The following is a 23696-nucleotide window of genomic DNA, read 5'->3' on the forward strand; positions in this document are numbered from 1 at the left end:
GTTTTTAAGGCAGCTTCATATCACCAGCGACTAGCCAGCCCATACGGCGCATGATGTAAGCGACCAAACCTGCAATCACTGCAGGCAATACAAACATCAGAAGGACAATCGCTGTCCATAATTGGGTCGTACTCATGATTTCTTGTGATGCTTCAATAACGCCGAACACACCAACCAGACCAGCGGTACCCATGCCCGCCCCTGTCGCCGTACAAGCCAAGCCAAATCCGACAGTCGCGATAGGGCCAACGATCGCGCTCGCAATAACGGCAGGCAGCAAAACGATAGGTTTTTTTAGCACATTAGGGATTTGCAGCATGCTGGTACCCAATCCTTGAGATATCACGCCACTAAATCCATTATCCTTAAAACTGGCCACGGCAAAACCAATCATATGCGCGGCACAGCCAACAACTGCGGCACCGCCCGCCAAACCACCAAGGCCAATCGCAATACAAATGGCGGCGCTTGATGTCGGTAGCGTCAATAAGATACCAACGACGACTGCAATCACGATACCCATCAGCAATGGCTGTAGCTCAGTTGCCGCGTGAATCCCTTGCCCAATCGCACTAACTGCCGCAACAACAGGCGGATTGAGCAGCGCACAGACCAATAGCGCGATACCACACACTGCTAAGGGCACTAATAAAATATCGAGCTTGGTCTTGCCTGCGATCCACGTACCAGCACGATAAGCGAATACAGACGTCAGATAAGCGCCGATTGGGTTGCCTGGCAGTGCTACAAAGGTCGCAGGGCCACCCTCTTGCGGTATGAATAGCGTTCCTGCCATTAGTGCTTCAGAATGCGCACCCAACAGACCTGCTACAAGGCAGCTAAGCATCACCAGCGTTGGCGCTTTGAGATAATAAGCGATACCTACTCCAATACCAGCACCCATTAATATTGAAGCAAGTTTCCCGACCGCAACCAATGCTGGCAAATCTAACCAGCCACCGATTTGCGAGATAATCAAGCCAGCAATTAGTGTGACAAATAGCCCTAACGCCATGCCCGTAAAGGCATCGATAAAGTACTTTTGAAAGAATGCTTTGATAACGCCTGCTTGCGGTACTGCTGAGGGAGATGCTGTCATAACCATACTCTTTATGAATATTTTGATTAAGGAGAAAAGATGATAGAGTGCTTAATAAATTAAAGAGATAAAAAAAGCGTCATGACGACGCTTTTTTTATAAATACAATTACTGTAAACAACTTAACTTAGCGACGCTGTTCAACGATAATAGAGTCAATACCGTTATTTTGTAGGCGCTGCTGTGCTGTTGTCACTGCCTGACGGTTACTTAACGGACGCGAGATTACCTGATAGATAGGTAAGCCATTACCTGTCGTATTTTTGACTACTCTGGCATCCACGCCTGCCATCAATACTTGGGCGCGGCGACGATCTGCTTCATCTGCATCACTAAAGCTATTGATCTGCAAAATATAGATCGCAGCAGGTTTGGCAGCTTGAACACTTGCCGTACCTGCTCCTGCATTGTTGTTACGGGTCGCAGAGTTACTGGTGTTAGGAGGTGGCGTGCCATCATAAGTTGCGTCCTCTTCAACAACAACAATATCGTCGCCCGCAGCAGTATTACTACCGCCACTGGTCTCGCCTGCAGGACTTTCCGCATTACCAAAGCTACCAGCATTATCTATACCATTAGCTGCCGTACTATCCGGCTGGGTCACGACGACATCCGGCTCAAACGCGCCAATATCTCCTATCTGATCGTTATCAATCTCAGCGATATCTTCATCAGGAATGGTTGCCATCTCTTGATTGGGCAAAATATCGTAGAATTCATAATCGCCATTATCGGTATCAGTATCTACGCGCGGCTGCACCTGCCTGTCAGGATCGTTCTCGGCGCTACCATCAGCGGGACTAAAGTTGAATAATGGTGAAAGGTAGATAAATACCCCGATCATAAGGGTCAATACTGCCCCAACAAACATCCACAATAAGCCCGATACGCTACTTGATTTGCGCTTTTCTGTTGCGCCTTTCGGTTTTTTGGCTAGCATGGATCTCGTTCTCCCTACTGAATTTAACGGTCATCATCGAATTAATGCTATTGGCTGTCTATACTCATGTCACATGTTAGAAAATGACTACATAGCAGAAGGTGCTGACAAACCAAGCAGACCAAGGCCGTTCGCCAAGACCTGTCTAACTGCTTTGGACAAGCGCAAACGTGCTTGCATCAATGCCATCTCATCTGAGCTTGGTGTTTCACCTGTCGTGAGACTGACAGGCAAAATGCGATTGGTGTCATACCAACCATGGAACAATGCAGCAAGCTCTTTTAAGTAGTTAGTCAAGACATGCGGCTCGTAGCCAGTCGCTGCACGTAATAGTGTCGCTGGATAACCAGCTAATAGTTTAATCAACTCGTCTTCATTGGGCGCATTAAGCAAATCTTGATGTGCCAAACCAACAGCATCATCTACTGCCAAATCGTAGGTTGCCAGTTTTTCTAATACACGGCAAACACGCGCATGCGCATACTGAATATAATACACTTGATTGTCTTTGCTTTGTGATTTGGCAAGCTCTAAGTCAAAGTCAATGTGTACTTCAGGCTTACGCGCGACATAGTAAAAACGCGCCGCATCATTGCCGACTTCTGCACGTAAATCACGCAAAGTAACGAACTGACCTGAGCGTGAAGACATTTGTACTTTTTCACTGCCGCGCCACAATGCCACAAACTGTACCAATACAACATCAAGACGTTCAGCATCAATCCCCAACGCGAGCAGCGCCGCTTTTACGCGTGGCACATAACCATGGTGGTCGGCGCCCCAAACGTTAATCACTTTGTCAAAACCGCGATCAAACTTGTTTTTATGATAAGCAATATCCGAGGCAAAATACGTCGACTGACCATTAGCACGGCGAACCACGCGGTCTTTTTCATCACCAAAATCGGTCGATTTGAACCAGATGTTGCCGTCTTTTTCGTACAAGTAACCTTTGTCATCGAGTATTTGTAGGACAGGCTCAATCTCGCTATCAATCGATCTTTCACTGAACCAGCACTCGTAGCTCACACCAAAGTCATTCAAATCGTCTTTGATATCGGCCAAAATACTGCTCAAGGCGGCATTTAAAAACAGCGCATAGCTGTCACCAAGCAAGGCTTTGCTACCCGCAATCAAACCATCAATATGCGCTTCTTTATCACCAGACACTAAGGTTTTCTCACCGTCAGCATTGATCTCAAACTTTGCGTCTTCTGGTACGTCTTTGGCAACATCGGCAAAACGATGAACGTAGCTGTCACCATGCTGCGTTTTTAATGTCTGTGCGATATCGCGAACGTAGTCGCCTTGATAGGCATTGACTGGGAAAGTGACCGTTTCGCCATTCAATTCTAAATAACGCAAATAAGTACTGGTCGCCAAAATATCCATCTGACGACCCGCATCATTGACATAATACTCGCGAGTGACGTCGTAACCGATGGCTTCTAGTAAGTTTGATACGCTCATACCAAACGCCGCACCGCGTCCGTGACCGACATGCAGACTTGAGGTCGGATTGGCAGAGACAAACTCGACTTGTACCTTTTGACCGTCAAACTGATTACTCAGACCAAAACGATCTTGTAAGTTAAAGATATCGTCCAATACCGCAAACTTAGCCTCTGAGTTTAAAAATACGTTGATAAACCCAGGACCGGCGATTTCTACTTGGCGAATGTCTTGATTCTCAGGCAGCGCGCTGACGATTTTTTCGGCAAGTTGGCGCGGATTGGCCTTGGCCGCTTTGGCCGCCGTCAGTGCGATATTGCTGGCAAAATCACCGTGGCTTAAATCTTTTGTACGCGTGATTTGACTGTTATTCTGCCAGTCGCTTGGTAGCGTACCATCTGCTTGTAGGGTTTGAATCGCATCATTAAATAGGGATGCAAGCGTATCAATTTGGGCTTGTGACATAGGGATTTGAACTCAATTAAATAAACAACAAAAACGGTGCGAATGCGAGCAGTCGATAACTGCTTATTATAGTGCCGACCGACATTGCAGGGATAAAATAATGCAAAAAGATAAGTAATCTGTAAATATAACAATCTTTGGGCTTTATTGCACCATTTGCGCCAAAATTAGCCCTAAAATCTTACCGTTATGACAACTAATATTGATAATTGGGATTAATATAAATTTTGTTCGCTCGTTTGCTGATGCTTAGTAAAATAAATCTGGTATAAATAATATAAAATCAATGAGCGAATGGTTTTGTCAATTGTAGCGTTCCTGTTGCCCGATACTGAGCAGTCGTTTATACGCAACCGCTTACACGTTATAATGATGGTTTATATTGCGCATCTATGACGCTTTTACGCCATAGAAGACGCGTTATTACCCTATAGGATTACGCTATGTTTGCTATTGCTGCCAGTACGGTCACCAGTTGGGGCTTGTACGTCTTACTGCCGATATTCATCGCTTTCTTATTCTTTATCATGTGGGATATCTCTAAAACTTCTGATGCTGGGCGCGCAGGTACCTTTTGGATCTTTTTGGCCCTTGGCGCAGGCTCTGTTGGTTTCATCCTTAAAATAGTCATGGAAGTCGCTTTCAAAAAATGGCTGATATAATCAGTCATTTTTCGTCATTAAATCCCAAATATTTCTTATCGAGCCTTATCGATAATTGCTTGTGTTTGCTTAGCAGATAGATCATATAATGCAGCGTCACTTCCAGCGGGCTGCAATGTCCCATAGTTTTTATTATTTAACCACAGCTCAGCCTTATCTTTGGATACTTTTGATGCCAACTGAATTTGTGCCTTTGGCAGCGCTACTTTTGGCGATACGGTGAATAGCACTGAAGCAGGCTTATCTATTGAGGCGTCACTTGAGTAGCCTGCCACTCGGCAAGTACGCGTATTATCACAAACCACTTGCCAGTCGTCTTGTACAAAGCCCCAGCCTTCAGATGGGGTGCCGTATCCTGCGAGAGCAGGTAGCGATAGCAAGCTGATGGTAGCTACAATAAAAGTCTTTGATGTCTTCATAATGCTTTCCTTACGTTAGCTACCACCATCAATGCTACTTTTTCGCAATCAAAGTCGCACGCATGGGAGCAGGATATCCTTCGATGGTCTTAGTTGAGTCATTAGGATCTAAGAAGTCTATTAACGAATGATAGGTCATCCATTCGGTTTTTCGTTGTTCCTCCATTGAGGTGACAGCCACATCGACGCAGCGCACTTCTGAGAAACCTGCTTTTTCTAGCCAACCTATCAATGCGGCGACCGATGGTAAAAAATACACGTTATTCATCTGCGCGTAGCGGTCGTGCGGTACTAGGACTGTATTGGCATCGCCTTCGATAACTAACGTCTCAAGCACTAGCTCACCGCCTTTGACCAACTGCCCTTTCAACTGTTGTAAATGCTCGAACGGTGACTGGCGATGATAGAGCACACCCATGCTAAATACGGTGTCAAACAGTTGGCTATGCTCGGGCAATGCTTCAAGTGGCACAGGAATATAATGCGTACGGTAACGGCCTGTATTATGAGTATGAGCATCCGCGCTACCGACAAAATGACGAATCGCCATAAACTGATGGTAAAACAAGCATGACGGATCAATAATAATAACGGTATCCGCGCCAGCCCCTGCCATACGCCAACCGTGATAGCCAGAACCTCCGCCCACATCCAATACACGCCGACCATCAAGCCTACTTAAATGCGGCGCAACACGTTGCCATTTCCAATCACTATGCCACTCGGTATCGATCTTAATACCTGACTCATCATCGCCGATTTGACCGCCAATCTGAAATGGGCCTTTACGCCACGGCATCAACTGCTTTAATAACGCCGTTGTTTGTTTGCGCTGAGACTCATTTAGACTTGCCTCAATCGTCAATGTATCGCTGTTGAGATCGACGTGATTGACAGTCAATTGTGGTAAACGAGCGACTGACGCTTGATAAGCAGGCGCATGTGCGTAGTTAGCTTTGTTCTTGATGTCATTTAACCATGTTGGCAGTCGCGTCAGCCACTCATAAGCGCTCGGCTGCTGCTGAGCCAGCTCTAATAGGGTTAAATATAGTTCGCGTTCGGCGTGCGTAATTGTGTCGTTTAGCATAGAAGCAGATTACCGTAATGATTAAGAAATAACTGTGTTAAAAGTAAGGATTATTTAAACGCCACAATAGAGACAAAATTTAAAAACTGAAACCACGTCAGATGACGTTTAAAGCCAACCTGATCTAACCGTGCATGATGCTCATCTAGCGTATCGGTAATCAGCACGTTTTCTAATGCATTACGTTTGCCACTGATTTCCATTTCGGTATAGCCATTGGCACGTTTAAAATCATAATAACGCTCAACCAACCACGCATCATACTGCTCATCAAAGGCATGAGTTTTTTCGGTTAATACCAGTATGCCGCCTTCGCTCAAGGCCGCATAAATTTTTTCTAATACTGCGACTCTATCGGCTGCTGGTAAAAACTGTAGCGTTAGGTTTAAAATCACCATGTCGCATGGCTCAAGCTCAACGTCGCGAATGTCTGCAGTAATGACTTCGATATTGTGCTCAGGATAATTGTCACTCAATAACGTCGTGGCTTCGGTCGTCATTGCAGGGGAGATATCAATCGCCTTAATCTGCAAATCTTGCGGATCAAACTCACCAGCCAGCGTCATACTGGCGGCACCAAGCGAGCAGCCCAAGTCATAAACACGGCTAACGCGTTGACCATTATCACTTTGCTGACGATACTTGCAGTGACGACGGGCAAAGATAGGCAGCATGGCCAATACCTGACCATAACCGGGTACGCTACGGCGAATCATATCGGGGAAACAAGCCACCACTTGCTCATCAAAAGAAAAACGCGCCGCTTTATCTAATGGCGTGGTAAACGGTTTATCAAAAAGGGTGTCATGTTTGATAATGGCAGGCTGGGATTGGCTCATGGGGCGACTCGTATTCTGTGATAATAGAACGTAAATAAGAAAGTACTTGGGAGTTTTGCTCGCGCTATTTATCGATAGCAAATCAACGTAGCAAAAGCCCATTATAACATTACTGTTTGTTACTTATCGCCACCAGATGCCCTGCTAAGCTAAACGACATTGTTTGATAGATAACATCTAGGCAAACAACGATGATTTTATATTTATAAAAATAGGAAAAAATTATGCAAACAATCGTATTAGGCGGTGGCTGCTTTTGGTGCACCGAGTCTGTCTTTTTATCCGTAAAAGGCGTGCAGTCTGTCGTTTCAGGCTATATGGGCGGCGATGCAGTATCAGCCAATTATGAAGCCGTATGCGGTGGTGACACTGGACACGTCGAAGTCATCAAAGTCGAGTTTGATGACTCTGTCGTACCGTTGGAAGTCATCCTCGACGTATTTTTTGCCACGCATGATCCCACAACGATGGATCGTCAAGGCAATGACGTTGGCAGTCAGTATCGCAGCGTGGTCTTTTATACCGAGGAAGATCAAAAACCAACGGTCGACCGCACGATCAATAAACTGCGTGACATGGGCATCAATGTCGTCACAGAAGTACATCCTGCTGTTGAATTTTACCGCGCAGAAGAGGCGCATCAAGACTTCTTTAACAGAAACCCAGGACAGGCTTATTGCAATTTTGCCATACCACCAAAGCTTGCCAAACTGCGTAAAGAATTTAGTCAATATATGACGAGCTAAACGATTGATTAACAAATCCTGCTTACTAACAGCCAAATGCTTATAAAATAGGTGTTTGGCTTTTTATTGTGTTCAGCATTTTCGAATAAGACGTTATTATAAAGATATCAACAAATACCTATAGATAGGCGTAAATTATGAATCCCGAATTTTGGCACAAACGCTGGCAAGAAAAGCGTATCGGATTTAATCAGTCAGCTGTTAATCCATTATTAACTGAGTATATTGATCACTTAGATTTAGCAGTCGGTAGCCGTATCTTTGTTCCTCTTTGCGGCAAATCTATCGATATGGTTTGGCTCGCGGCACAAGGGTATGATGTGGTGGGCGTTGAGTTGGTTGAGACAGCCGTACAAGCATTCTTTGCTGAACAAAATATCCAACCTATTGTCTCTCAGCATTTAGAAAATCCAGATATTAAATGCTACCAAGGTCAGCTGGTAGATGGTGATGAGCAGCGAACTATTACACTCTGGGCTGCGGATATCTTTGCTTTGACCTCTACAGATCTAGGTACTATCGATGCGATATATGACAAAGCAGCTTTGATAGCCTTGCCAGCTGATATGCGTCCCGACTATAGCGAACAGATACGTAAAGTTAGCGACAATGCGCCACAATTGCTAATAACGCTTAATTACGATCAAAGTAAAAAAGATGGGCCGCCGTTCTCTATCAATCATGAGCAAGTGCAGCAGTATTATGGCAGTCACTATCAGATCTGTAAGCTAGCAAGCGAGCCTTCTTCTATAGGGTCTGCACCTAATCTAAAAGTCACAGAGCATATTTGGCTATTGAAATAAGCAACAGCGTATCGGTTATCCTGAATTACAGACATTACGCTATGACCAAACGCAACCTGAATTGGTTGCGGCAAGCACACAAGCCATTGAAAACTTGGGCTGGGAGCTGGTCAATATTGATGCAGATAAAGACATTATAGAAGCGATAGAAGCGACGGACATCACTGCTTGTTTCGGTTTTAAAGACGATATCGTCGTCCGTATCACGGATAGCGAGAATGAACGTTTAGTCGATATACGTAGTAAGTCGCGGATTGGTGGCGGCGATTTGGTTAAAAATGCGGCGCGGATTCATGGCTTTATTGACGCGTTAGACGGTGAGCTGGCTAACTGAGTCTTTTTTGCTTGCTACGGTCTTTTTAAAGTTAAGTACCAGTTAATGCTGGGCTTTGTCTCTAATGAAATGCTCTTGTAACCTCACGCGAACGTCAGCTTATAGTAACTGAGTGCTGCGATACCTTTTCTTTACTGTTTAGATTAGTTACTCTACCTTGATACCACTTTTAGCCTTTTAATTTTTGTCTCTTAGCAACCAACTTAACGTTTATAGGATATTTTCATGCGTTTGACTCCTTTTTCTACCTTGTCATTGCTTAGTGTTGCAGTTGGCATTAGCCTTGCGAGCACTGCCCAAGCAGCTCAGCCGCCCGCTCCAGATCTGTCCAATAGTGAATTTCAGCAATGCTTGGATGGCCTAAAAAATTCGAGCAAGTTTCGCGGTGTCAATAGCTATACCTTTAACAACTATCGTCCAAGCCAGCCTGATCCTAGTGTCATTCAGTCGCTCAACTATCAGCCAGAGTTTCAAAAAGACGTTTGGGATTATCTCTCAGCGCTAGTAGACAAAGAGCGTGTCGAAGATGGTATCCGTGCCAAGCGCCAGTGGCGTGACACGCTGCGCCAAATCGAATCGCGCTATGGCGTAAAAGCGGAGCATGTGCTTGGCGTATGGGGCGTAGAATCTAACTTTGGTCAGACGCTGGGCAAAAAGCCATTGTTTGAATCTTTGGCGACGTTGTCTTGTTTTGATCGTCGTCAAAGCTACTTTCAAGGTGAGTATGCCAATGCCCTAAAAATCGTACAAAATGGTGATATCGCGCCCAATGATATGACAGGCTCATGGGCAGGTGCATTTGGACAAACCCAGTTTATGCCTAGTACCTTCTTAGAGCTAGCAGTAGACGGTGACGGCGATGGTCGTCGTGACCTTGTTAATAGTGTGCCTGATGCGCTCGCCTCTACTGCAAATTTTTTAGACAAACGTGGTTATCGTACGGGCGAGCCTTGGGGTTATGAAGTCAAACTACCTGATGGATTTTGGGCGGCTTCCAACCGTAAAGACAAAAAATCTATCAGCCATTGGCGCAATCAAGGTCTAACGCTGGCTAACGGTAGTCCGCTGCCTTATGACTTGAGTAGTGCGGGTTTATTGCTACCAGCTGGTGTCGATGGTCCTGCGTTTTTGGTTGGTAAAAACTTTGATACGTTCTACTCGTATAATGCTTCAGAAAACTATGCCTTGGCTATCGCCCATTTATCAGATTTGATTACTCGCGAAGACAGTAGTAAAACAGACTTTATCACCGCTTGGCCAACAGATGATCCTGGTATCAGTCGTCAACAAGCAAAAGATATTCAGCAAGCCTTGTTAAATGCAGGCTATGATATTGGTAGTGTTGATGGCATCATTGGGGACAATACCCGTACCGCTATCCAGCAATATCAGACCAGTCGTGGCATTTTCCCAGCAGATGGACGCGCAGGCCAAAAGTTCTATCGTGCTATCGTTGGTAATGCAGCACCAAGTCCAGGGCAGTACGGTCAGCCAGCAAATAGCCGACCTTTGAACCCTGCGCCTGCCGATCGTATGGGGCAGCTAATTGAGCAGCAGACCACTAGGCCTAATAGCTATTCTTCTCAACCATCGATAAGTCCTTCAACTTCTACTAATACGCGCTATCGCCGTGTTGCTAGTGCCGATGGGACGATCAAGCTAGTTCGCATTGACGAAGGGTCATAATAATGTAACGAATAGTCCTACCGTAAATCATTAAAAAAGCCACGCTATGATTAGCGTGGCTTTTTTAGGTTTGATGCCTAGTGAAGACCTTCATCTATCACATCGATATTTAAAGAAAGATTTAGACAATGGGTGGCGGGTTTGGCTTACCGTTGTCACCGTCCCAGTTTTCACGAGCGTTATCATCTAGATCAGCAGCCGTTTTTGGCTCCCACTTGCCATTTTCTTTCCAAGTCGCATCACCCCAGTCTTCATCTTCTGCTTTTCTATCCAAATCTTTGTAGGCTTGGCTTGGGTCGATACCGCGACGTTTCATATCTGCCACTTGTTCTTCTAGTGTATGAAATTGATCAGCGTCATGCATGTTTTTCTCTAGACCATCAAGCTCTCTTAATAACTCGTCATTTTTAGCGTTGCTCATTATGCGCTCTCCTTAATCGATCAATAGTGTAGTACGTCTTATGTATTTTTAATTCTGACACAAATTCTCGTATCTGATGGCTATTATTATCACGAGTCTTGAGTCAATTCACAACCATTGCCGCGTATGCTTTGTATTACAAAACGTAGTCAGGAGCATAAGATGTATTTTTGCCCATATTTTATGAAAAGCTAAAAGGTGAACGTATGCCAAAACCTAATGTCACTCATCTGTTTGAGCGTTTTCAGCTTCTAGTAGGCTTCTAGCATGAAAAGTAAGCTTCCAAAGCTCTTGTGACAAACGTGTACCGTAGGTCGTCAATTGTATCCAGTTGGCACTTACTAGCTGACGTTGTAGGTTATTGAGATCATCTTGAGAGATTTGGCAGCGTGAGACAGCGTGAACGTTTGGCATATCGTTTTTGATATCTATCTCAGCTTTTGGCGCAATCAGACGATTAATGGCATTTTGTAGCCCGTAGCTCGAAAATGTAGACGGTATTTTCATTAAGGTGATTAATACTTCTTGCCAAGATAATATTACTTCTCTGGTAACATCCTTCAAGTTACCACCTTCATAAGCTTGAGCACTATATTGCACATCAAACGTTTGTGTCAATACAATTGGTTTGCTAACATTGTCAGCCGCAAAACTCTCATCAACAGGACGTTCTTTCTTGGTATTAGTATTAGTATTAGTATTAGTATTCTTAGATAAGAGATCAGCAAGTCTTTCGGCGACCGTTTGTCGACTAAATTTAATCATCTCCTCAGTCGCTCTCACCCAGCCACCTCTCACTTTATGACTGGCTACTGCGCTGTAGTAGGCTTGTACGAGTAACGCTTCGATATCGTCCTCTGTATCATAGTAATAAATCTGATTGTCTTGCCTAGAGACGAGTTTAATCAGTTCTTGTAATTGGCGACTGACACCCGTCTCTTGGTAGTGATTTTTGATGAAAATCAGTAGGGGCTTGGCTTTAGCTTTGGCATTCAGGTAACTCAAATGCATTTGGCTCACGCCTGTGTTTTGTACGGCTCCGTAACTGTCTCCAATGATCATCAATGCATAATCACAAGAATCAATACATTGTCGACCATATAGCGAAGCTTTTGGCAACTTGCTAGACACGTCATAAGTCAAAAACGCCCGTACTTGAAAAAATATCGCTACGCTGTCCAAGACCAATAATTGATCATTATCAGCACATATAACATGAATATGATAGCGGCGATGTGGCACGATTACCTCTGAGCTTAGGTTGCGGCATAAAAGGGAATAAAACGAAATAGAGCAAAAATATCTTGTTTTGTATCAACTCGCACAGTCTTGCGAAAATACATTCGACGTATTTTAACCACATCCATGCTGCAATAAAGGTTTTTGCATAAATATCTTTGCTCACCATTACTCAGAATAGTATTGCAGTATAGTCTCTTGACCAAGTAAGCGTTCAATCAAAGCGCTTAGTCTATCACTATATTTAGTCGCATGGAAAGTTAATGGCTGTCTGATATCAACATTTGTCTTATTAATCGCACTCAAATCCTGAGTACTTGTCTCATTATAAAGAGTGGCTGACATCTGATTTGCGACCAATAGCTGCTTGACTCGTTCAGCGATGGCTTGCCCAGAGTCAACCACCTGTATGGCCAACTGCTGCTGCGCAATTTCGTCTAATAAAAACGATTTAAAAAATGGATAATGTGTACAGCCTAGCACGAGATGATCAATTCCTTCATTTGCAAATACTTGTATTTGTTGGCGCAAGCGCTGCGCGGTCTCATCTTGTAATGGCATGCCAGCCTCAACCCAAGGTACCAGCTGTGGATCAAAATATTTTGTCACCACCGTACCATTTGGATTGGCAAAATTGGTAATAACGTCATTAAGCAGCCGGCCATTGAGCGTCGCCTTCGTGGCCAATACCGCGACATGACCGCTGTTGCTTGCCAATATCGCAGGCTTTAACGCTGGTACTAGACCTACAATAGGCATATTCGGATAAGAGCGTCTCGCTGTATCTAGGGCATAAGCTGATGCGCTATTACAAGCGATCACAATCAGCTTACAGCCTTGCTTATGCAGCCATTCAACGGCTTTTAGCGTGAGCGACTCGATATCATCGCTCTCGCGGTTGCCATAAGGGACATTTAAGGTATCAGCGTAATATATATAGCGCTCATTAGGTAGTTGCTGGGCTAAATGCAAATAAACCGATAAGCCGCCAATCCCCGAATCGAATAGTCCTATTGGAGCACGTTGAGCATCATCAATGCTGATTGCATCGATAACCATTGCATTCATGCCAGCATTGTTAATAGAAGTGTTTGACAGCACATGACTATCCAAAATATTTGTTTGTTCTATATTTGCTTGACTTGTTGTCATCTGATTTGCAGCACTCGCCATCGTTACTTCACCGCCACTTTTAGATACATATCATCATCTCTATATTATCTCTGATTTCTACTCAATCAGAGATATCTGCGTTTCTTGTATTATGACATCTCCACTGATGAAATAGATTTTATTGTCATAATCTATAAATGCTGCTGTTGATGTATTAACGTTTAACGGTCTGGCATAGTCATAGAGTAAGACTTCCCACCGCTTTGTAAGGTCAACATCGTCTTACCATCATGCTCTGTTAGTTCACCAATCTCCGTCAAATGATAAAAGGTATTTCGTCCAATCAGCGCGTTCAGACCATTTCTTACTGGCATATAAGGGCGTATTTGCGACTCATCTATACGGGCTGCGGCATTATCAGGCTGATATGCTTGTAAGCTAATGGGATGCTCATCGTCCAAGCGCACCACGTCACCGGTGGTGGTCACAAACTCCAACCAGCTCACCTCATTTTCTTTTACGATACCGACATCATTGATCAGCAATGGCACATCTTCTACTTGAATACGGATTTTTTGCACAGGAGTTTTCAAAAAATATTCGGTTACACCGTCACTCTCTTCTTTCCACAAGATGGTTGCAAAGAGATTGACGAGTGACTGTCTGGTCATTTTCCCACCCTCATGCCACCACTCGCCATTTGCTTTTATCACCAGATCCATATCGGCAATATTTTCTGGATGCCATTTATCAAGTGGCGGTATTTCTCGTCCTTCACGAGTGGCAGCGGTTGATTTGAGATATTGGCTGAGGGCATTCATATTATTTAGACTGGAGGTCTTATTGACTGGGGCTTCCAAATTATTTCCGTTATTCCCATCAGTATAATTGTTATCATTATTCATCGCACAATCCTTTATCTAGTATTCAAAGTTTGGCAAATCTATTATTACTATAAATTTTTGTTTCGGGTATGATGAAGCTTTATCATCTAAACACCCTTATTGTTTCAATATAACCTTAACACCGTTGCTCATAAATGCGTATCGTGTTTGTAGGACTTTTCTTTTATAATGAGTAACGATTTTTTATTGAAATGGTCAAGTGGATTTTGTATTGATGACACATTTTTATCGGGCAGCCATATGTCTGAGTGACGTTAGCGCCGCAAATCTATTATTCGGTTGTTACGCTAATGATGCCCTGAGATAAGCCACTAAAGTTTAGGAGTAGGTATGCAAGAGCAAGACAATCAAGCGCCAGTTGTAGACAGCACTACTGTAGACGCTGACGCACCAGTAGTAACAGAGACGGCAGCGCCAGTCGTAGAGCCGGAACCTGAGATCGAGCGTGAGTCCATGGAGTTCGATGTCATCATCGTTGGCGGCGGGCCTGCAGGTCTCTCTGCTGCTATTCGTTTACGTCAGCTCGCTATCGAAGCAGGCAACGATGAGTTTATGGTGTGTGTGGTCGAAAAAGGCTCCGAATTTGGTGCCCATACCTTATCAGGTGCAGTCATCGAACCACGCGCCTTGAATGAGCTGATTCCAGACTGGAAGGACAAAGGCGCTCCACTTAACGTACCAGCGACGGAAGATCGGTTTTATTATCTAAACTCTGCCACACGTTCAACTCAAGTACCGCACTCATTGATTCCAGGCCCAATGCATAATGACGGTAACTACATTGTCTCATTAGGCAATGTGGTTCGTTGGTTGGCTGTACAGGCAGAAGAGCTTGAAGTGATGATGTTCCCAGGATTCCCTGCCGATGACATCTTATACAATGACGATGGTTCGGTAAAAGGGATTTTGACGGGTGATATGGGTGTGGCTGCCAATGGCGAAGCCAAGCCTAGCTTTGAGCCTGGCTATGAGCTGCTGGCCAAATACACTATTTTTGCCGAAGGCAGCCGTGGACACTTGGGCAAACGCTTAATCAGTCGTTTTGATCTAGATAAAGACTCTGATCCTCAGCATTACGGTATCGGTCTAAAAGAGCTGTGGGAAGTCGAGCCTGATAAGCATGAGCAAGGCGTGGTCATGCACGGTCTTGGCTGGCCGTTGACCGAAACTGGCTCAACTGGCGGATGGTGGTTGTACTTCGATGAAAACAACCAAGTGAGCTTTGGCTTAGTGGTGGATCTGTCTTATCACAACCCTTACATGTCGCCATTTGATGAGATGCAGCGCTTGAAGACCCATCCTGTTATCAAGCGTGTTTTAGAAGGTGGTAAGCGTATTTCTTATGGCGCCCGAGCGTTGACTAAAGGCGGGCTTAACTCATTACCAAAATTCACATTCCCAGGCGGTGTGTTGGTGGGTGATGATGCTGGTTTCTTGAACCCCGCAAAAATCAAAGGCACCCATACCTCTATGAAGTCAGGCATGCTCGCCGCCGAAGCGATCTTTGAGGCGCTACAGGCAGAGCGTCAGCATGACGAAGTAGTGGCTTATAGCACCATGTACAAAGAATCATGGCTCTATCAAGACAACTATGAGGCACGCAACTTCTCTCCTGCAATCCACCGCATGGGTCTGTTTATGGGCGGTGCTTTCACCTTTATCGAGCACAACTTATTGAAAGGCAAAATGCCACTGACCTTGCATGATAATGTACCAGATTACGATCAGTTAGAGCGCGCCAACCATGCTTATCAGCCGACTTATCTCAAGCCTGATGGCAAGCTGGTGTTTGATAAATTGTCATCGGTATTCATCTCAAATACCAACCACGCAGAGGATCAACCAACGCATCTGAAGCTGACTGATCCAACCGTGCCTATCTCTATCAACTTACCGCTCTATGCTGAGCCTGCACGCTTGTATTGTCCAGCGGGTGTATATGAAGTGGTCAAAGATGCTGAAGGCGCCAAATTCGTCATCAATGCGCAGAACTGCGTGCATTGTAAAACATGTGACATCAAGGACCCATCACAGAACATCACGTGGGTAACCCCAGAAGGTGGCGGTGGCCCTAACTATCCAAACATGTAAAAGATGATGTAACATCATAAAGATCAATAAAAACCGCTCTTCTCTGTATAAAGAGAAGAGCGGTTTTTTCGTTTAAGCAGACTATAGTCAATCAATATTGAAAGTGGTACAAGGCAGACGAGTGCAAGTACTACAGTAGTAGGCTAAACGAGTCTAACGCTGTAACGCTTTAATAGTGGTTCGACTATATGTTGACCTACTACTTATAACTCTAAACTCTCTGAGAGTAGAATTTAATCCATCCAAACATGACGATTGGCCTCGTCTTTCGGCTTCACACAGCTGTCAGGATTAAAGATGGTTTTCCGTTCTATAAGCTGATTTTATAATCAGTACAATCGCTGCTGAGAGTTGGCTACAGTGAGCCATGTCTTAAAAACATCATGATGGCTGCTTGATGGTTATTGTTCGCTGCACAAAGACGAAGGCCATCGCTGAAGTACAGTCTAGCGATAAGTGGCGGTATTTTGACTAAAGCGCGGCTATTTCGTTCAGCTTATATCTTTTTTTACCTATTCTATGAACCATAAAATCTATACATTCAATTTATTGCTGCCATTTTATAACCGTATTCATTTGTATCCATACGCAATAATTAACTTTTGTTTTACTAAATAGTGGATATCACCTTTATTTCAATTAAAAATACGATATTAGTAATAATTTGCCTACAATGTCCGATTACCGTTATACTCGAATCCATATGAGGACAAAATCATTATTGAGATAAAAAATATTAGCAATCAGCCATATTTTTTAGCATTTTAAATCCCCATGAAGGTTGTGGATTTAACAAAATTGACGTATAACTGTCCATATATCCGATATTTACTGTGAGTAAAACATTACCTGTTTGATACTGAGTAGTTGTATTCATATATATTTTGTTACAAAAAGCTTGTGAAATATACTTATTGTGAATTACTGAGATTTTGTATATATTCCCAATAGGGTTTAGATGATTGATGCTTATAGTATCGATATAACCCTATTATGGCGTACACATTTGGATCATTACCCAATGACGTTCTACCATAACCATCATGGTGATATAACCACCATGTGAACGAGCCATACTCTCTTTTGTCAAGAAGACAAGAGTTAAAAAAGACAGCGGATTGTCTCTCTTCGGCACCACTCCCTCTTTTTTTCATGATGATGGCAATAGCGTTAAGCACTGACTGGCCAATCACCGCATGCTTACGCGTAATAATGACCATGTACGACCTGTAATCGTTTGTCTATCTACTGTTTTTAGTCACCACAAGTGTGCTAAAAATATAACAACCGTTATCCACCTGTTGGTTTGATCAGCCATTTGATCGCTTGGTTTGTATCTAATCTATATACCGTTAATAGCTTCTACAATCAGATTGGGTGTTATTAACAAAGTATTGGTACACATCATCATTGAATGGCTATCGCCAACCACTCACCCTGTTTTATGTAAGACAAAAGGAGTTGTCCTATGAAAAACCATGATGATCCCTCTGGATATTGGCGTGCCAATGTGCGGCTGATTTTAGGTTGCCTAGTCGTTTGGGCGCTGTGTTCCTATGGTTTTGCTATTTTGCTACGGCCTTTATTGGCGGGCATCGCCATTGGCGGTACTGATCTGGGCTTTTGGTTTGCGCAGCAAGGCTCTATTGCGATCTTTATTATCATCATCTTTTTTTACGCGTGGCGTATGAATAAGTTGGATAAACAATATGGCCTAGACGAGGAATAGCCTTATGAGTCAATTTGTAATTAATATTATCTTTGTGGGGCTGTCTTTCGCGCTATATTTTGGGATTGCGATTTGGGCGCGTGCAGGGTCGACCAGCGATTTTTATGTGGCAGGTGGCGGTGTACACCCCGTACTCAATGGTATGGCAACAGGCGCAGACTGGATGAGTGCAGCGTCATTTATTTCTATGGCAGGTCTACTCGCGGCAGGCGGCTACGGTGCGTCTTCTTATTTGATGGGCTGGACAGGTGGCTATGTGCTACTGGCCATGCTACTGGCACCTTACTTGCGCAAGTTTGGTAAATTTACGGTTCCTGATTTTATTGGGGACCGTTTTTACTCTAAGACCGCAGCCATGGTGGCAGTTGCTTGTTTGATTATTGCGTCAACCACCTATGTTATCGGTCAGATGACGGGTGCAGGCGTGGCATTTTCGCGCTTTTTGGAAGTCGATAACAACACAGGTTTGATTATTGCAGCATTTGTGGTGTTCTTTTACGCGGTACTTGGCGGTATGAAAGGGATTACCTATACGCAGGTGGCGCAGTATGTGGTGTTAATTATCGCCTATACCATTCCTGCGGTCTTTATCTCGCTTGAATTGACGGGCAACCCGATCCCTGGGTTTGGTATGTTCTCAACTCATACAGAATCAGGCTTACCGCTATTGACCAAACTTGATCAAGTGGTGACAGATTTAGGCTTTGCCTCGTATACCTCTGATGTGCCCAATAAGCTAAATATGGTGCTGTTTACGTTGTCATTGATGATTGGTACAGCAGGCTTGCCGCACGTCATCATTCGCTTTTTTACCGTACCCAAAGTGGCCGATGCGCGCTGGTCAGCGGGTTGGGCATTGGTCTTTATTGCCCTGCTCTACTTCACTGCGCCTGCGGTAGGCTCTATGGCACGTTTGAACTTACTTGATACCATCTACCCACAAGGCGTGAATGAGCCTGCGCTCGAGTATGACCAACGTCCAGATTGGATGCGTACATGGGAGCAAACAGGTCTAATCAAATATAACGATCTAAACGGCGATGGCCGCATTCAGATGTATAACGATAGTGGCCTTGGCGCAGCGGAGCTGGCTTTAACCAATGCCGAAACCGAAGGTGGTGATGTTGGCGCAGCTACCACGGCGGTTGACGCCGCTCGCGTCTTACACGATCTTGAAGCTGAAGGCCGCTTTGCTGATGCAGGCTGGGCAGGTAACGAGCTAGATGTCAATAACGATATCTTAGTATTGGCAAACCCAGAGATTGCGCAGCTACCACCATGGGTGGTTGGTCTGATCGCAGCAGGTGGTCTGGCCGCGGCACTATCAACCGCCGCAGGTCTACTGCTCGCCATCTCATCAGCCATTAGTCATGATTTGATCAAAGGTCACTTTAACCCCAATATCACGGATAAAGGCGAGCTGATGGCGGCGCGTATCTCGATGGGTGTCGCGATTTTGATCGCCACATGGTTGGGTATGAACCCACCAGGCTTTGCCGCTCAGGTGGTAGCACTGGCCTTTGGTATCGCAGGGGCGTCGCTCTTCCCTGCCTTGATGATGGGTATTTTCTCAAAACGCATCAATAATGTCGGCGCGATTGCCGGTATGCTCACAGGCCTATTTACCACCTTGGTCTATATCTTTATGTACAAAGGCTGGTTCTTTATCGCTGGTACGGCCAACCTACCTGACACGGCTGAATACTGGATTCTTGGTGTCTCGCCACTGTCATTCGGCGCGATTGGCGCGCTATTGAACTTTGCGGTTGCCTTTGCAGTCTCTTACGCTACCAAAGCGCCTCCAAGAGAGATTCAAGAGTTGGTCGAAGGTGTCCGTTACCCACGCGGTGCAGGTGGTGCGATTGATCATTAAGCCGACTTTCGCTTTTATCTGTTAAGATGACCATCACTCATGAGCCATAGCTGCTTGTGGGTGATTTTTTATGGTATCACTGCTTGATTGATGAATTAACCAACTGACACACTGACCCACCGCTTTGAGGATTTATTTTATGATTTATGAGTTTATTGCGACCATCGCTGCTGGGTTTGGTATGGCTGGGTTGGCACTGATTATCACACATTTGAGCAAACTGGCAGGAAAGCGTGCGCCCAAGTGGCTGATTCCATTGTTTGCTGCCATCGGTATTTTTGCGTTTCAGATTCATCAAGAATACAACTGGTACGATCAGCAAGTGGTTCAGCTGCCAGAGGGTGTCACCGTCGTCAAAAAAATCGAGGATACCGCTTGGTTTCGACCTTGGTCTTACCTAAAGCCTCAGACCGTGCGCTTTATGGCTGTTGACAACGAACGTGCGCGCAGTGCCGATCAGGGTCTATATTTGGTCAATTTATATTTGTTTGAGCGGCGTATGAGTGTACAGCAGATACCACAAGTGATTGATTGCCGTGCGCCTGCACGTGCCGATTATAGGATACCTGTAGCCAAAGACCGTGAGCTTGGCTTGAGAGAATATGTGGCAAATACCACCCAATGGCGACCGCTAACTACTGACGATCCTTTGTTTTTGAGTGTTTGTCAGTAAAACCACACCATGACAAGATGGTTAAATCAGCAGCCTTAAGCACTTATTGATGGCGACTGACACTGGTATAGTGATGCTTGGAAGTTGCCCCCAGCAGTAACCCTGCGCACAATCCCCCAAAATGTGCGGCAAAAGAGACTCCCGGCTGCGGCATCAGACCTTGCTTGATGGTCAGCCAGTAACCTGTTCCCATGATAATACAGGCCAATAAATATCCCCAACGCCGCGCAAATAATGCGCCGCCTATCATGTAACCAAACATCGCAAAACATAATCCTGATGCACCGATATGAATAGAAGATGGTGACCCGATCACCCATGTCACCAGCCCTGAAGCGATGACCAGCTTGATAATCGTGCGATAGGCATTTTTCTCAAATAATCCGAACAAAAACAAAATTTGTAATAGCGTGACAGTATTACCAATCAGATGTGACAAATTGCCATGCATCGTCCATGAGGCAAATACTCCGATCATACTGCCCACATCTAACGCGCGCGGTACAATCCCAAAGATATTCCACAGTCCAAATAGCGCCACTTCATTTAAAAAAAACATACCCCACATCGGTATGAGTACAAAAGCGTATAAACCAACAACCTGCTTTATTCGCGCCACAATCAAATTGAGCAATTGCTGCCAATTCATATACCATCCTATTGTTTAAATTTCGCTTATCTGTACATGCTCAATGATTTACTACAAATAGTGGGCGCACAGCAGGCTTGAATGACAATAATGTTGCATCTTTATCATTAGTTAGATAGCTATCACCGTGCAGTAACGACGTCGAACGATAAGGAACCAAGGCTGTAGGTATAAATCGACGTGCTGCATCGATATGCTTGATTGAATCATCAAAGAATATATGCGGTGCAAATGTCCTAAGCACTGCTGTTTTTTCCAGCCCTCCTAAAAAAAATGCCATATCGACATTCACGCCCCACTCTCGCAGCGTTTTAATAGCGCGCAAATCAGCAGGTGCATTACGGGCGGTCACAAGCGCAATTTTGATTGGCGAATATTGTAAACCAGCCGGTAAACGTTCCTGTAAATTTGACAGTTTGATCAATAGCTCAGCGTAAGGGCCTTTTTCAATCGGTAAATCACGCATTTTTACTTCACGATCGTGAAAAGCTCGTAGCCCCTTTTGCTTATAGAGTAACTCGCCAGAATCATCAAACAATACCGCATCCCCATCAAAGGCAATACGTAGCTGATCCGTATCTAACTTATAGGTATTGACAGGAGTAGCGTCCAATATCGCACAAGCGCAAATGTTGGCATCGGCGACTTGCTGAGCGTCCTCACGGTTGGTCGTCAAAAACAAATCCACATTAAAATCTTTGATATATGGAGCGACAGGGCTTCCGGATACAAAGGCGGAACGTGAAATATTCAAACCGTTGTCACGAATGGCATTGAGCACTTGAATGCCAGTATCAGGACTGCTCTTTGAGACGATGACGACTTCCACAAGTGGCGACTCGGTCGTTAAATCCGCTGATAGACAGTCGTTACAGTAATTATTTAGATTGAGCAGCGCTTTGATTAATGGATATCCTGCACCACTATCTAATGGCTGATCTTCACGCTTCGCCATATAATCGCGAAACTCCTTTATTGCCTCGTCAGGGCGCTGCTGTAGTAGCTGTAAAAGGTGGTTCTCAGACTCCGTTAAATCAAACAATGCTGTCGCTGATATAGCCACTATTAAAGTATTGGTTAAATCGACTGCCATATTATCCGTTCTCTATTCTAAGCATGGTATTGGTTAATGCTCATCAGTTTAGCAATTAAACCTCAGTAGGTAAGTAAGATTTTTATTATTGGCTACTCTTTAATAGTAATCCCTTTTGTACCGATAATTTATTAAATAATACTTAATTATCATTATTATCTATTAATATAAATTATATAATGCTATTGAAATATACCCCTTTGGCCTCAAATAAATAGCTAAGAGTAATAAATCAATGCTCACCAACAGATATTAAAAAATCAGGAAAGAATAATGAATAATACTGTAGCGAATAGCAAAAAAGATACTGTGACCCAATCGCGTCAAATCGAGCAGCTTTTTGCTGGTGTCGATACCCAAGACGGCGCTGGTGTTAAACTCACTCGCGTACTGACGCAGCAGCTGCAACAGCGCCTCGATCCGTACTTGATGCTAGATAACTTCAAAAGTGACAATCCAGATGATTATGTCGCAGGGTTTCCCAATCACCCGCATCGCGGCTTTGAAACCATTACTTATATGATTACAGGCCGTATGCGTCATCGTGATAGCGCGGGTAACGAAGGGTTATTACAGAACGGCGGCGTGCAGTGGATGACAGCGGCGAGCGGTGTTATTCATTCAGAGCTACCGGAACAAGAAGACGGCGCGATGGAAGGCTTTCAGCTGTGGCTTAATCTACCTGCCAAAGATAAAATGAATGACCCTTGGTATAAAGACTTCCAAAGTGAGGACTTGCCTAAATACACAACTGAAGATGGCGTAGACGTTACGGTCATTGCAGGTACATCGCATGGCGTCGAAGGGGCGGTCACGCGCGGTGTTACTGAGCCGACGTATTTGGATATTCATCTACCCGCAGGGACTAGCTTTAGCCAAGCGATTCCAGCCGATCATAATGCGTTTGCCTTTGTCTATCGTGGTAAAGTAGATATTGCAGGCGAAACCGTGCCGACTAAAAACATGGCTATCTTAAAAAATGATAAAAATGCCGATGGCGTTACCATTACTGCTGATAGTGGTGAGGATACCAAAGTGATCTTAATCACGGGTCGCCCACTACGTAAGCCGATTGTACAATACGGCCCATTTGTGATGAACAATTGTAAATACCCCATTCTTAACACAACATCATCGTAGAATTATTAAGCCACCTGCCTGTACTCAGCAGGTGTCATATCATTAAGTGAATCATGGGGTCTTTCGTTGTTATAAACCTTGATCCAGTCTTCAGTCAGCATATTGACCTCGTTTAAATTGTTGAAAAGGTAGCAATCTAAAACCTCATTGCGATAACTGCGATTAAACCGTTCAATATAAGCGTTCTGATAAGGACAGCCAGGCTCGATATAATCAATATAGATGCCATGAGCTGATG

23 protein-coding genes are annotated in these 23696 nt (G+C 44.4%); 10 read left to right on the forward strand and 13 right to left on the reverse strand.

Annotated features, from left to right (window positions below):
* Positions 1-4 precede the first annotated feature (4 nt).
* From BLR43_RS08610 to argS, 3 genes are all read right to left on the reverse strand, one after another.
* Positions 5-1099, reverse strand: coding sequence for a PTS sugar transporter subunit IIC (locus BLR43_RS08610; protein WP_093070432.1), 1095 nt, complete (start codon positions 1097-1099; stop codon positions 5-7).
* Positions 1100-1226: 127 nt separating this feature from the next.
* On the reverse strand, positions 1227-2039 hold the full coding sequence (locus tag BLR43_RS08615) for an SPOR domain-containing protein (RefSeq protein WP_093070434.1): 813 nt from the start codon (positions 2037-2039) through the stop codon (positions 1227-1229).
* Between the two features lie 87 nt (positions 2040-2126).
* A complete protein-coding gene (gene argS, locus BLR43_RS08620) occupies positions 2127-3956 on the reverse strand; it encodes an arginine--tRNA ligase (protein WP_093070436.1) in 1830 nt (609 codons plus the stop codon).
* Positions 3957-4399: 443 nt separating this feature from the next.
* Here argS and BLR43_RS08625 point away from each other — a divergent pair, with 443 nt between their 5' ends.
* A complete protein-coding gene (locus BLR43_RS08625; RefSeq protein WP_071002875.1) occupies positions 4400-4618 on the forward strand; it encodes a DUF2788 domain-containing protein in 219 nt (72 codons plus the stop codon).
* A gap of 35 nt (positions 4619-4653) precedes the next feature.
* On the opposite strand, the gene BLR43_RS08630 is transcribed toward BLR43_RS08625, so the two are convergent.
* The 3 genes from BLR43_RS08630 to cmoA are packed head-to-tail and all read right to left on the reverse strand — an operon-like array spanning position 4654 to position 6963.
* Positions 4654-5037 (reverse strand): DUF1176 domain-containing protein, encoded by a 384-nt coding sequence (locus BLR43_RS08630; RefSeq protein WP_093070438.1) that lies wholly within the window; start codon positions 5035-5037, stop codon positions 4654-4656.
* A 34-nt stretch (positions 5038-5071) separates the two neighbouring features.
* Positions 5072-6124: a tRNA 5-methoxyuridine(34)/uridine 5-oxyacetic acid(34) synthase CmoB gene (cmoB, locus tag BLR43_RS08635; RefSeq protein ID WP_093070441.1), complete on the reverse strand. Its 1053-nt coding sequence runs from the start codon at positions 6122-6124 to the stop codon at positions 5072-5074.
* A 50-nt stretch (positions 6125-6174) separates the two neighbouring features.
* Positions 6175-6963 (reverse strand): carboxy-S-adenosyl-L-methionine synthase CmoA, encoded by a 789-nt coding sequence (gene cmoA / locus BLR43_RS08640; RefSeq protein WP_093070443.1) that lies wholly within the window; start codon positions 6961-6963, stop codon positions 6175-6177.
* A 224-nt stretch (positions 6964-7187) separates the two neighbouring features.
* Between cmoA and msrA the strand changes: the two genes are divergently transcribed.
* The 4 genes from msrA (at position 7188) to BLR43_RS08660 (ending at position 10532) form a co-directional block, all read left to right on the forward strand.
* Positions 7188-7709 (forward strand): peptide-methionine (S)-S-oxide reductase MsrA, encoded by a 522-nt coding sequence (msrA, locus tag BLR43_RS08645; protein WP_093070446.1) that lies wholly within the window; start codon positions 7188-7190, stop codon positions 7707-7709.
* A gap of 137 nt (positions 7710-7846) precedes the next feature.
* On the forward strand, positions 7847-8512 hold the full coding sequence (tmpT, locus tag BLR43_RS08650) for a thiopurine S-methyltransferase (RefSeq protein ID WP_093070448.1): 666 nt from the start codon (positions 7847-7849) through the stop codon (positions 8510-8512).
* 10 nt (positions 8513-8522) lie between these two features.
* Positions 8523-8846: a DUF1499 domain-containing protein gene (locus tag BLR43_RS08655; protein WP_093070450.1), complete on the forward strand. Its 324-nt coding sequence runs from the start codon at positions 8523-8525 to the stop codon at positions 8844-8846.
* A gap of 225 nt (positions 8847-9071) precedes the next feature.
* A complete protein-coding gene (locus BLR43_RS08660; RefSeq protein ID WP_093070453.1) occupies positions 9072-10532 on the forward strand; it encodes a lytic murein transglycosylase in 1461 nt (486 codons plus the stop codon).
* Between the two features lie 121 nt (positions 10533-10653).
* Here BLR43_RS08660 and BLR43_RS08665 read toward each other — a convergent pair whose 3' ends face one another.
* The 4 genes from BLR43_RS08665 to BLR43_RS08680 all read right to left on the reverse strand — a co-directional run bounded on the left by BLR43_RS08665 (position 10654) and on the right by BLR43_RS08680 (position 14210).
* Positions 10654-10953, reverse strand: a complete 300-nt coding sequence (locus tag BLR43_RS08665) for a hypothetical protein (RefSeq protein ID WP_058024783.1) — start codon at positions 10951-10953, stop codon at positions 10654-10656.
* 222 nt (positions 10954-11175) lie between these two features.
* Entirely contained in the window at positions 11176-12195 is a 1020-nt protein-coding gene (locus BLR43_RS08670; protein WP_093070455.1) for a DUF4062 domain-containing protein, read from the reverse strand.
* A 165-nt stretch (positions 12196-12360) separates the two neighbouring features.
* Entirely contained in the window at positions 12361-13251 is an 891-nt protein-coding gene (gene murI, locus BLR43_RS08675) for a glutamate racemase (RefSeq protein ID WP_379542925.1), read from the reverse strand.
* A gap of 275 nt (positions 13252-13526) precedes the next feature.
* Positions 13527-14210 (reverse strand): DUF1285 domain-containing protein, encoded by a 684-nt coding sequence (locus BLR43_RS08680; protein ID WP_093070458.1) that lies wholly within the window; start codon positions 14208-14210, stop codon positions 13527-13529.
* A 453-nt stretch (positions 14211-14663) separates the two neighbouring features.
* Between BLR43_RS08680 and BLR43_RS08685 the strand changes: the two genes are divergently transcribed.
* The 4 genes from BLR43_RS08685 (at position 14664) to BLR43_RS08705 (ending at position 20576) form a co-directional block, all read left to right on the forward strand.
* Positions 14664-16301, forward strand: a complete 1638-nt coding sequence (locus tag BLR43_RS08685; protein WP_093070482.1) for an electron transfer flavoprotein-ubiquinone oxidoreductase — start codon at positions 14664-14666, stop codon at positions 16299-16301.
* A 1468-nt stretch (positions 16302-17769) separates the two neighbouring features.
* Positions 17770-18030 (forward strand): DUF4212 domain-containing protein, encoded by a 261-nt coding sequence (locus BLR43_RS08695; RefSeq protein ID WP_071002865.1) that lies wholly within the window; start codon positions 17770-17772, stop codon positions 18028-18030.
* 4 nt (positions 18031-18034) lie between these two features.
* Positions 18035-19903 carry a sodium:solute symporter family protein gene (locus tag BLR43_RS08700; RefSeq protein ID WP_093070460.1) on the forward strand — a complete coding sequence of 623 codons (1869 nt, stop codon included), beginning with the start codon at positions 18035-18037 and terminating at the stop codon, positions 19901-19903.
* Between the two features lie 139 nt (positions 19904-20042).
* A complete protein-coding gene (locus BLR43_RS08705; RefSeq protein ID WP_093070463.1) occupies positions 20043-20576 on the forward strand; it encodes a hypothetical protein in 534 nt (177 codons plus the stop codon).
* A 43-nt stretch (positions 20577-20619) separates the two neighbouring features.
* On the opposite strand, the gene BLR43_RS08710 is transcribed toward BLR43_RS08705, so the two are convergent.
* A complete protein-coding gene (locus tag BLR43_RS08710; RefSeq protein WP_093070465.1) occupies positions 20620-21225 on the reverse strand; it encodes a rhomboid family intramembrane serine protease in 606 nt (201 codons plus the stop codon).
* Between the two features lie 40 nt (positions 21226-21265).
* Positions 21266-22318 carry a 5'-nucleotidase gene (locus tag BLR43_RS08715; protein WP_093070467.1) on the reverse strand — a complete coding sequence of 351 codons (1053 nt, stop codon included), beginning with the start codon at positions 22316-22318 and terminating at the stop codon, positions 21266-21268.
* 273 nt (positions 22319-22591) lie between these two features.
* Between BLR43_RS08715 and BLR43_RS08720 the strand changes: the two genes are divergently transcribed.
* Entirely contained in the window at positions 22592-23458 is an 867-nt protein-coding gene (locus BLR43_RS08720; protein WP_093070469.1) for a pirin family protein, read from the forward strand.
* A gap of 5 nt (positions 23459-23463) precedes the next feature.
* Here the strand turns inward: BLR43_RS08720 and BLR43_RS08725 are convergent.
* The coding region (locus BLR43_RS08725; RefSeq protein WP_143007422.1) for an integrase core domain-containing protein at positions 23464-23696 on the reverse strand (233 nt) is incomplete at its 5' end.

The organism is Psychrobacter pacificensis (assembly GCF_900101915.1).
GTDB lineage: Bacteria > Pseudomonadota > Gammaproteobacteria > Pseudomonadales > Moraxellaceae > Psychrobacter > Psychrobacter pacificensis.

Excerpts from the sequence above, each read along its gene's own strand:
- BLR43_RS08610 (WP_093070432.1), bottom strand. The coding sequence starts at position 1,099 with ATGACAGCATCTCCCTCAGCAGTACCGCAAGCAGGCGTTATCAAAGCA.
- BLR43_RS08615 (WP_093070434.1), bottom strand. The coding sequence starts at position 2,039 with ATGCTAGCCAAAAAACCGAAAGGCGCAACAGAAAAGCGCAAATCAAGT.
- argS (WP_093070436.1), bottom strand. The coding sequence starts at position 3,956 with ATGTCACAAGCCCAAATTGATACGCTTGCATCCCTATTTAATGATGCG.
- BLR43_RS08625 (WP_071002875.1), top strand. The coding sequence starts at position 4,400 with ATGTTTGCTATTGCTGCCAGTACGGTCACCAGTTGGGGCTTGTACGTC.
- BLR43_RS08630 (WP_093070438.1), bottom strand. The coding sequence starts at position 5,037 with ATGAAGACATCAAAGACTTTTATTGTAGCTACCATCAGCTTGCTATCG.
- cmoB (WP_093070441.1), bottom strand. The coding sequence starts at position 6,124 with ATGCTAAACGACACAATTACGCACGCCGAACGCGAACTATATTTAACC.
- cmoA (WP_093070443.1), bottom strand. The coding sequence starts at position 6,963 with ATGAGCCAATCCCAGCCTGCCATTATCAAACATGACACCCTTTTTGAT.
- msrA (WP_093070446.1), top strand. The coding sequence starts at position 7,188 with ATGCAAACAATCGTATTAGGCGGTGGCTGCTTTTGGTGCACCGAGTCT.
- tmpT (WP_093070448.1), top strand. The coding sequence starts at position 7,847 with ATGAATCCCGAATTTTGGCACAAACGCTGGCAAGAAAAGCGTATCGGA.
- BLR43_RS08660 (WP_093070453.1), top strand. The coding sequence starts at position 9,072 with ATGCGTTTGACTCCTTTTTCTACCTTGTCATTGCTTAGTGTTGCAGTT.
- BLR43_RS08665 (WP_058024783.1), bottom strand. The coding sequence starts at position 10,953 with ATGAGCAACGCTAAAAATGACGAGTTATTAAGAGAGCTTGATGGTCTA.
- murI (WP_379542925.1), bottom strand. The coding sequence starts at position 13,251 with ATGGTTATCGATGCAATCAGCATTGATGATGCTCAACGTGCTCCAATA.
- BLR43_RS08680 (WP_093070458.1), bottom strand. The coding sequence starts at position 14,210 with ATGAATAATGATAACAATTATACTGATGGGAATAACGGAAATAATTTG.
- BLR43_RS08685 (WP_093070482.1), top strand. The coding sequence starts at position 14,664 with ATGGAGTTCGATGTCATCATCGTTGGCGGCGGGCCTGCAGGTCTCTCT.
- BLR43_RS08695 (WP_071002865.1), top strand. The coding sequence starts at position 17,770 with ATGAAAAACCATGATGATCCCTCTGGATATTGGCGTGCCAATGTGCGG.
- BLR43_RS08700 (WP_093070460.1), top strand. The coding sequence starts at position 18,035 with ATGAGTCAATTTGTAATTAATATTATCTTTGTGGGGCTGTCTTTCGCG.
- BLR43_RS08705 (WP_093070463.1), top strand. The coding sequence starts at position 20,043 with ATGATTTATGAGTTTATTGCGACCATCGCTGCTGGGTTTGGTATGGCT.
- BLR43_RS08710 (WP_093070465.1), bottom strand. The coding sequence starts at position 21,225 with ATGAATTGGCAGCAATTGCTCAATTTGATTGTGGCGCGAATAAAGCAG.
- BLR43_RS08715 (WP_093070467.1), bottom strand. The coding sequence starts at position 22,318 with ATGGCAGTCGATTTAACCAATACTTTAATAGTGGCTATATCAGCGACA.
- BLR43_RS08720 (WP_093070469.1), top strand. The coding sequence starts at position 22,592 with ATGAATAATACTGTAGCGAATAGCAAAAAAGATACTGTGACCCAATCG.